Here is a 5,542-nt window from a genome sequence, read left to right as displayed (position 1 = left end):
GGCCGCCGCGGTCGTGGCCCCGGGCGGCCGGCAGGGTCGCCGCGCCGACGGCCGGGGCCCCGCCCCGCTGCCGTCGTGGCCGGTCGACGCGCTGCTCTGGGGCTTCCCGGTCTGGTGGGTGCTGGGGCTCACCCCGTTCGTCGTCATCCTCTTCGCAGGCGTCATGGCCCTGCTGCTCGTCGCCCGCGGGCGCGTGTCCGTGCTGCGCGGTACCGGCCCCTGGTACGGCTACGTCCTCTGGGTGGGGCCGTGCGCCCTGGCGCTGGACAACGCCAGCCGCTTCATCGGCTTCGGCCAGCGCTGGGCCAACCTCCTGGCCACCGCGGTGGTCGTGCTCTACGTGAGCAACGCCCGCGAGCGGCTGCCCTCCCGCCGGGTGGTCGGCGGCCTCGTCGCCCTCTGGGTCGTCGTCGTCGTCGGCGGCTACCTGGGCGTGCTCTGGCCGGGCACGCGCCTCACCACCCCGGTGGGACTCCTGCTCCCCGGGGCCATCACCGGCAACTCCTACGTGCAGGACCTCGTGTTCCCGCCGTTCGCCGAGGTGCAGCAGCCCTACGGCGCCCCCGAGCCCTACAACCGGCCGTCCGCGCCGTTCCCGTACGCGAACGGCTGGGGCAGCGCGATCGCGCTGCTCACCCCCGTGGCGGTGGCCGCCGTGCTCATGACCCCTCGCCGGCGCACCCGCACCTTCGTCGTGCTCGTCATGGTCGCCGCCAGCGTGCCGATGCTGGCCTCGCTCAACCGGGGGATGTTCCTGGCCCTCGGCGTCGCGGTCGTCTACGTCATGACGCGCCTGCTGCTGCGGGGGCGGGTCTGGCAGTTCGCCGCGCTGGTCGTCGCCGGCTGCGGCGCCCTCGGTGCGTTCGCCGCCTCCGGGCTGTTCGAGGGCATCAGCAGCAGGACGACGTACAGCAGCACCAACGTCGGCCGCATGGCGATCTACCAGGAGACGTTCGAGCGGACGCTCGCCTCGCCCGTGATCGGCTACGGGGCGCCGCGCCCCTCGGAGATCCTCGACATCTCCGCCGGCACCCAGGGCCACTTCTGGATGGTGATGTTCTCCTACGGCTTCGTCGGCCTCGGGTTCTTCCTGTGGTTCCTGTGGGGGGCCACCGTGCGCACCGCGGCGGCCCCGACCACGGCCGAGCTGTGGCTGCACGCCACCCTCGTCGTCGCCAGCATGACGATCTTCTACTACGGCCTGGACACCATGCAGATGCTCGCCGTCACCCTGGTGGCCGTCGTGCTGCTGCGCGGCCGCGTCGAGCCGGCCACCGCGCCCGCCGTCGGCCTCGCCGGTGCCACGGGCGCCGTGGCCGCCCCCGGCACCGGGCTCACGGGCGCTGCCGGTCGTGGCTGAGCGGCTGGGCCGGGCGGGGCTGGTCAGCCTGGCCGGCGGCGCCACCGGGGCGGTGGCGGGCCTGGCGCTGTCGGTGCTCGTGGGCCGCGCCTACGGCGACACCGGGGCCGGGCTGTTCTTCAGCACGGTCGCCGTCTTCACCATCGCCGCCAACGTCCTCGAGCTCGGCGCGGACACCGCGCTCGTGCGCCAGCTGTCGCGCGCCGCCGCCCTGGGCGAGCCGCACCGGGCCCGCAGCACGGTGCTCGTGGCCGTCGTCCCGGTGCTCGTCGTCGGCGGCCTCGCGCTGGCGCTGCTGTGGTGGGCCGTGCCGTCGTTCCTGGACGGCGCCACCGGGGAGGCCGTGCGCCGCGTGCTGCCGCTGGCGCTCGTGGCGTCGCTGCTGGCCGTCGTCCTCGGGGCCAGCAGGGGGCTCGGCCGGATCGTCCCCTTCACGCTGCTGTGGTCGGTCGGTCTGCCGGCGACGCGCCTGCTGCTGGTGGCCGGAGCGGTCGCGCTCGGGCTGGACGTGGGCACCTCGCTGGACGCCTGGGCCGTCGCCGCGGTGCCCGCGCTGCTCGTCTCGGTCGTCGTCCTGCACCGGGCGCTGCGCGGCACGGTGCCCGCCCCGGGCACCGCGGCCCCGGGCGTGCCCCAGCCGGTCCGCCGCCGCCTGGCGGGCGAGGCGCGGGAGTTCTGGGGGTTCGCGGCGGCGCGAGGGGTGGCGGCCGCCCTGGAGATCCTGCTGTCGTGGGTGGACGTGGTGCTCGTCGCGGTGCTCGCCTCGCCCGCCGCCGCCGGGGTGTACGCCGTCGTCTCGCGCGCGGTGACCGCGGGCCTGCTCGTCGACACGGCCGCGCGGGTCGCGGTCTCCCCCCGGATGAGTGCCCTGCTGGCCACGGGGCACCGGGTCGACGCGGGCCGCCTGCAGGCCCTCGCCACCCGCGCGATGGTGCTGCTCGCCTGGCCCTTCTACGTGACGCTCGGCCTCTTCGCCCCGGCCGTGCTCGGGCTGTTCGGGCCGGAGTTCGTCGTCGGCGCGCCGGCCATGGCCGTGCTCTGCGGCGCCATGATGCTGCTCGTCGGCGCCGGCATGACCCAGACGCTGCTGCTCATGGGCGGTCGCAGCCGCTGGCAGATGACCAACAAGGCGGTGGCGCTCGCCGTCCTCGTCGTCGGGGACGTGCTGCTCGTGCCGGGGCTCGGGGTGCTCGGGGCCGCCCTGGCGTGGGCCGCCGCCATCGCCGTGGACACCGTGCTGGCGGTGGTGCAGGTCGACCGCGGCCTCGGCGTCGCTATCCGCCCGCGCGACCAGCTGCTGGCCGGCGCGCTGTCGCTGGGGGTGGTCGGCGGGGTCGGGGCCGTGGTCGCGGCGACGGTCGGCCGGGACCTCACCGGTCTCGCGATGCACGCGGCCGTCGCCGTGCCCGCCTACGCGCTGGCCTGCGTCCTGCTGCGCCGCCGGCTCGGGCTGTCGGCGGAGCTGCTGCGCGGGCGACCGGGCGCCCCGGCTGCCGGTAGCGCGGCCCCCGCCCCCGTCGAGGGCTAGGCCGGCCGGTCACGCCGACGCGCGGCCACGGCACCCGTCAGAGGGAGGTCGCCAGCCTGGTGAGGACGTCCCGCAGCATCGTGCTCGAGGTGTGCTCGGTGTAGGGGAAGTAGACGACGTCGACCCCGAGGGCGCCGAGGTCCGCCTCGAGCCGGTCCCCCTTGGGCGTCCCCTGCCAGTCGTCGCCCTTGAAGATGACGTCGAAGGGGTTCGCCCGCCAGGCCACCGTCTTGTCCGACGCCGTGTCGGGGACGGCGTCGTCGACGATGCCGACCGACCGCACGATCTCCAGCCGCTCGACGAAGGGGACGATGGGGCGCACCCCCTTCGCCTGCTCGACGACGTCGTCGGTGACGACGCCGGCCACGAGCCGGTCGCACTGCTCCCGCGCCCTGCGCAGGATGGTCAGGTGACCGATGTGGAACATGTCGAAGACGCCGGGCACGTAGCCGACTCGTGTCACGAGACCCCTCGGGACGGGGCCGCCAGGGCGGCGACCTCTCGGTACCGCCGGCCGAGCGTGAGCACGAGCCACGCGGCGTTGATGACGAAGAGCAGACCGTAGCCGAGCAGCAGCAGCAGCGGGGAGGCCAGCAGCAGGAAGACGAGGGCCAGCACGCCGAAGTCCACGGGCAGGAGGACGTAGGAGCGCAGCAGCGGTCGGCGTCCCCCGGCGGCGGCCGGCTCCGGGGCCTCGCTGCGCAGCCGTCCCGCGGCCGCCCGGGCGAGGACCTGCTCGGTGAGCATCATCGCGAAGAAGCGGACGACCGCGACGACGAGGAAGCCGAGCGGGACCAGGGGCGCCCACGCCGGCAGCCCCTCCCAGCGAGCGAAGCCCACGACGAGGCTGGCGTGGACCAGGGGCAGGCGGACGGCGTCGACGACGTGGTCGAGCCACTCCCCCGCCGGCGAGCCGCCGCCGCGCAGCCGCGCGAGCTGCCCGTCGGCGCTGTCCAGCGCGTAGCCGAGCAGCAGCAGGACGGTCACCACGACGGCCGACCACAGCGACGGGGGCACGGCGACCACGAGGACGATGCCGACCAGGCTGGCGGCGGCGCTCGCCCAGGTCACCTGGTCCGGGGTGGCCCCGACCACGTGCGCCGCCGCCGCGAGCCGGCGGCCCAGCCACCGGTTGGGCCAGCGCGTGTACGCGGGCACCCCGTGCCCGGGCTTCTGCGCGGTCGCGAGCCTGCTGACGGCGTCCCGGTAGGACGGGGCGGGCGGCCGGTGCGTCCGTTCGGGCGTCAAGGTCACGGGTTTGACTGTAATCAGGAGGCGCGTGACTTCGGGGCCGTACGATCGAAGACCACCCATCCGGAGGGCCTTCTCACGTGAGCAGCATGGACGACCGCACGGTGCGGCTGAGCGACATCGCGGTGCGCCTGCTGCGTCACCGCTCGATCGTCGTGGGCACCACCGTGGTGGTGGTCGCCGCGGGGGCGGCCCTCGGTCTCACCTGGCCCGCCAGCTACAGCGCGACCTCCGTGGTGACGGTCAGCCCGATCACCACGACGCCGTTCGCGTCGACCCCGATCAACCAGCAGGTCAACATCACGACCGAGCGCGCCGTGGTCCTGTCCTCCGAGGTCGCCCGCCTGGCGGCCTCCGACTTCGGCGCACCTGGCGACCCGGCGGACATCCCCCCCTCGTTGTCGATCGACTCCCCCCTCAACTCGCAGGTCCTGCAGATCACAGCCACCCAGCCCGACCCGGCCGCCGCGGCCGCGACGGCCAACGGGGTGGCCGAGGCCTACCTCGCCTTCCGGGCGCAGGGCGCTGACGAGGTGGCGGACAAGATCGTCGACAGCCTCGGCGAACGGATCGAGGAGCTGCGCGGCGAGCTGCTGGACGACGATGCGAGCGCCGCCCTGCCCTCGCAGGTGGCACTGCGGCAGCAGCTGACCGACCTGCAGAACGAGCAGAGCGCCCTGGAGGGCATCTCGCTCAACCCGGGCCGCGTGGTGACGGCGGCGACGGCGGACCCCTCCCCGTCGGGACCCGGTCCCGTCCTGTTCGTCGGTCCTGCGCTCGTCCTCGGCCTGGTCCTCGGCGTCCTGCTGGCGCTGCTCCGGGACGCGACCGACCCCCGGGTGCGCACCGGCTCCCGGCTGGCGGAGCTGCTGAGCGTCCCCGTCGTGCAGGGCGACCGGCACGACGACGCCGAGGAGCTCGCCCGTCGCACGGCGCTGCGGCTCGGCCTGGTGTCGCCGGACCTTCGGCGCCCCGTGCTGCTGGGCGTCATGGCCGCCGAGCGAGAGGTGTGCGTGCAGCTCAGCGACCTCATGCTCGAGGTCTTCCGCTCCACCGGCCGCCACGCCCTGTGCGTGCGGCCCGACGACCTCACCGCCCGCCACGCCGACCTCGGCTGGCCAGACGCCGCCCAGCTGCAGCAGTGGGACTCCGCGGACGTGGTCGTGGTCGGGCTCTGCGACGCCGGCAGCAGCGTACGGCTGGCCATGCTGGCCCAGCGCATGGACATGGTGGTCGTCGCCGCGGCCCCCTCCAGCCGCCGGAGCGCCGTCACCGCCCTGGTGGCCGACGCCGCCGAGGCCGGGGTGCGCGTGGCCGCGGCGGTCGTCCTTCCCCCGTCGGGGCGCTCCCGCCCCGCGCGCGACGGCCACGCCTCGAGCGGGCTCGCGCAGCTGTCCGCGCCG

At 75.4% G+C, this 5,542-nt stretch carries 5 protein-coding genes; 3 read left to right on the top strand and 2 right to left on the bottom strand.

The genetic code is table 11. From position 1 onward, the window contains the following. Together WCS02_RS16815 and WCS02_RS16810 are read left to right on the top strand one after the other, a co-directional pair. Positions 1–1,360, top strand: a 1,360-nt coding sequence (locus tag WCS02_RS16815) for an O-antigen ligase family protein (protein ID WP_340295326.1), incomplete at its 5' end; no start/stop codon positions are given. Continuing rightward, positions 1,353–2,888, top strand: coding sequence for a lipopolysaccharide biosynthesis protein (locus WCS02_RS16810; RefSeq protein WP_340295325.1), 1,536 nt, complete (start codon positions 1,353–1,355; stop codon positions 2,886–2,888). The genes WCS02_RS16815 and WCS02_RS16810, both read left to right, overlap by 8 nt. A 37-nt stretch (positions 2,889–2,925) precedes the next feature. On the opposite strand, the gene WCS02_RS16805 is transcribed toward WCS02_RS16810, so the two are convergent. Together WCS02_RS16805 and WCS02_RS16800 are read right to left on the bottom strand one after the other, a co-directional pair. Further along, positions 2,926–3,351 carry an FAD synthase family protein gene (locus WCS02_RS16805; protein WP_340295323.1) on the bottom strand — a complete coding sequence of 142 codons (426 nt, stop codon included), beginning with the start codon at positions 3,349–3,351 and terminating at the stop codon, positions 2,926–2,928. Continuing rightward, positions 3,348–4,142 (bottom strand): CDP-alcohol phosphatidyltransferase family protein, encoded by a 795-nt coding sequence (locus tag WCS02_RS16800; protein ID WP_340295321.1) that lies wholly within the window; start codon positions 4,140–4,142, stop codon positions 3,348–3,350. The genes WCS02_RS16805 and WCS02_RS16800 overlap by 4 nt, the downstream gene beginning before the upstream one ends. 77 nt (positions 4,143–4,219) lie before the next feature. On the opposite strand from WCS02_RS16800, the gene WCS02_RS16795 reads away from it, so the two are divergent. Further along, positions 4,220–5,542, top strand: a 1,323-nt coding sequence (locus tag WCS02_RS16795) for a GumC domain-containing protein (protein ID WP_340295319.1), incomplete at its 3' end; no start/stop codon positions are given.

The organism is Aquipuribacter hungaricus (assembly GCF_037860755.1).
GTDB lineage: Bacteria > Actinomycetota > Actinomycetes > Actinomycetales > JBBAYJ01 > Aquipuribacter > Aquipuribacter hungaricus.
Note: the sequence above shows the minus strand (reverse complement) of the source record. Positions and strands in the feature narration are given on the sequence as shown.